This window comes from Specibacter sp. AOP5-B1-6, from assembly GCF_052376555.1.
In the GTDB taxonomy this organism is placed as follows: domain Bacteria; phylum Actinomycetota; class Actinomycetes; order Actinomycetales; family Micrococcaceae; genus Specibacter.
Genome location: NZ_JBQSVT010000094.1, coordinates 1 through 2,148 on the forward strand (window position 1 = coordinate 1; position 2,148 = coordinate 2,148).

Annotated in this window: 3 pseudogenes; 1 reads left to right on the forward strand and 2 read right to left on the reverse strand. The window is 59.7% G+C overall.

What is annotated here, in order from left to right:
* Positions 1-400: 400 nt before the first annotated feature.
* Positions 401-889: pseudogene (locus ACT3TS_RS19565) on the forward strand (ISL3 family transposase); the annotation flags it as partial.
* 85 nt (positions 890-974) lie between these two features.
* On the opposite strand, the pseudogene istB reads toward ACT3TS_RS19565, so the two are convergent.
* Both istB and ACT3TS_RS19575 read right to left on the reverse strand, forming a co-directional pair.
* Positions 975-1,705 (reverse strand): annotated as a pseudogene (gene istB, locus ACT3TS_RS19570) (IS21-like element helper ATPase IstB).
* A pseudogene (locus ACT3TS_RS19575) lies at positions 1,702-2,148 on the reverse strand (IS21 family transposase); the annotation flags it as partial. The pseudogenes istB and ACT3TS_RS19575, both read right to left, overlap by 4 nt.

The following is a 2,148-nucleotide window of genomic DNA, read 5'->3' on the forward strand; positions in this document are numbered from 1 at the left end:
ACTGCTTGAATATTGGCTTCTGTGGGCTCCGTCTGTGGTGCGGGTAAGCGCCATCGCCTAATAGGGTGGTTGGTGTGGTTGAGCACTACCTGCAAGGCTCCTTCCACCATGTGATGGCCACGTGGTGGAAGGAGTACTGATAATGGTACGGAAGATCAAAGCGAAGCTGGTTTTGCAGCTACGTAATCAATACCTGTCGCGTAGAGCGATTGAGTCCGCTCATAAGATATTCCGGCACAGCATTCGGGACTCTTCTGAGTCCAGAGTGTAGTCGGGTTGCAGTGTGAGATTTCCGAGGGCTGGTGGTCGGTTCGGCATAGGTGAGAGACTTGGTAGAGAATCAGATTGTCTAAGTTCCGGATTTCTACAGCAAGGCCCTCGTGTTCAACGCTACCTTTCAATGCCCTGCCCTGCCCTGACTACTTTTTGCGGCCTTGATGGGCTTGGTTTGGAAGCGACAGGGCAGTTCCTTGCTCCGGATCGGGCCGTTCGTGCTTGCCTTGCGGTGGCTACTGATGAGTGGTGTTGCAAGTGTTGCTACCAAGGCGTCCCGCGGGACACGGTAACTCGGGAGCTCAGCCATCAGCCCTTCGGCTGGCGGCCGACCACGCGGTTGGTGCGAATCCGCCGCTAATGGTGCACCGGTTGCGGGCACGTGTGGCGGCAAGATACCACCCAGGCGGACGAACCACGGGCGAAGCTCTCCCGCCGCGGGTTGCGGTGGACATTGGAGGGAATCGTCTGCCAACACCTCACCGTCGCCCGGATCGCCGAGGGCCTCGGGCGTGTCTTGGAATACCGCAAACAAGGCTGTGCTGGCCGAAGGACGGCGGTGTTGATCAATCACCCCGCCCGCTTCGACGGGGTGAAAGCCATTGGTGTTGACGAGCTGTGTTTCGTCAAGTTAAAGTAGGCCATTTCAGCTCTAAGAATTAGGCCACCTCGGCTCATTTTTGGTCCATTTCAGCGGTTGCTCATTTCATGAGTGCATTTTTGACTCTGTAGGACTCGCCACGGAACTGTAGGAGCCGCCCGTGGTGCACCAATCTGTCGATAATGGCGGCGGCCATGTTGTCGTCGCCGAACACGGTTCCCCAGCGGGAAAACTCCAGATTTGTGGTGATGATCAGGCTGCGTTTTTCATACCCGTCCGCGATCACTTGGAACAGCAGCCGGGCACCTTCGGTATCGATCGGAAGGTAGCCCAGTTCGTCAATCGCGATTAGCTGGTTCTTGGCCAGGGAAGCGAGTTCCTTGTCTAGGCGGTCTTCGTCCTTGGCGCGCGCAGCATCATCACCAGTGCGGAGGTCGTGAAGAATCTGGCTTGGATGCCCTTCCGGCAGGCGGCTGCCACGAGAGCGGATGCCATGTGAGTCTTGCCTGTGCCTACGTCGCCATAGAGGACGAGGTCTTGGGCCCGGTTGATGAAGTCCAGCGATTCGAGGGGTTCTCTGCCGTAGTCTTCGGGGAACCTGACGCTGGTGTAGTCGAATCCTGTGAGGGACTTCATAGCCGGCAGCCGCGCGGATTTCAACAGCCGTTGACGTCGTGATTCGAGCCGGGATTCGTGCTCGGCCAGCAGGACCCCGTGGAGGTATTCGCGCTGTTTCGGGGTGTCCTTCTGGGCCCATTCACCCAGCACGCTCCCGGTCATCGAGGCTTGTTTGCCAGCGTCGAGGATGTCCTGAACGGTGATCGGATTCATGCTACTTCTCCCGTGCTCGTATTCAAGGTGGTGAAGGTGTCGTAGATGCTCAGGTCCACATTTGCGGCGGCCGGTTCGGTGCCGTTGGCCAGCCGGCGGGCCAGCATGCCCAGCATCGCCATGTCCGGGGCGTCTCCGCGCTGGATCAGGGTGTCGGCGGCGGCCACCGCGGCATCGAAGCCTGCCGCCGAAGAGGCGGCATCCACGGCGTTGAGCAGGCGGCGCCGCTCGGTGGCCGTTGCCTCATCCAGCCAGTCACGCACCGGGTCGGTGACCAGGGCCCGCAGCGGTGAATGCGACCATGCCCCCGGTTTGGTCACCAGCAACGGCACCAGCGAGGCGGGGTCGAAGATTGTCTCGGCCTGCTTCCCGAAGACACGCGGGAACGTGCGGACAGGTGCGGAATACTCATCAAGGATTTGCACCGTCTCATGCCCTAATCC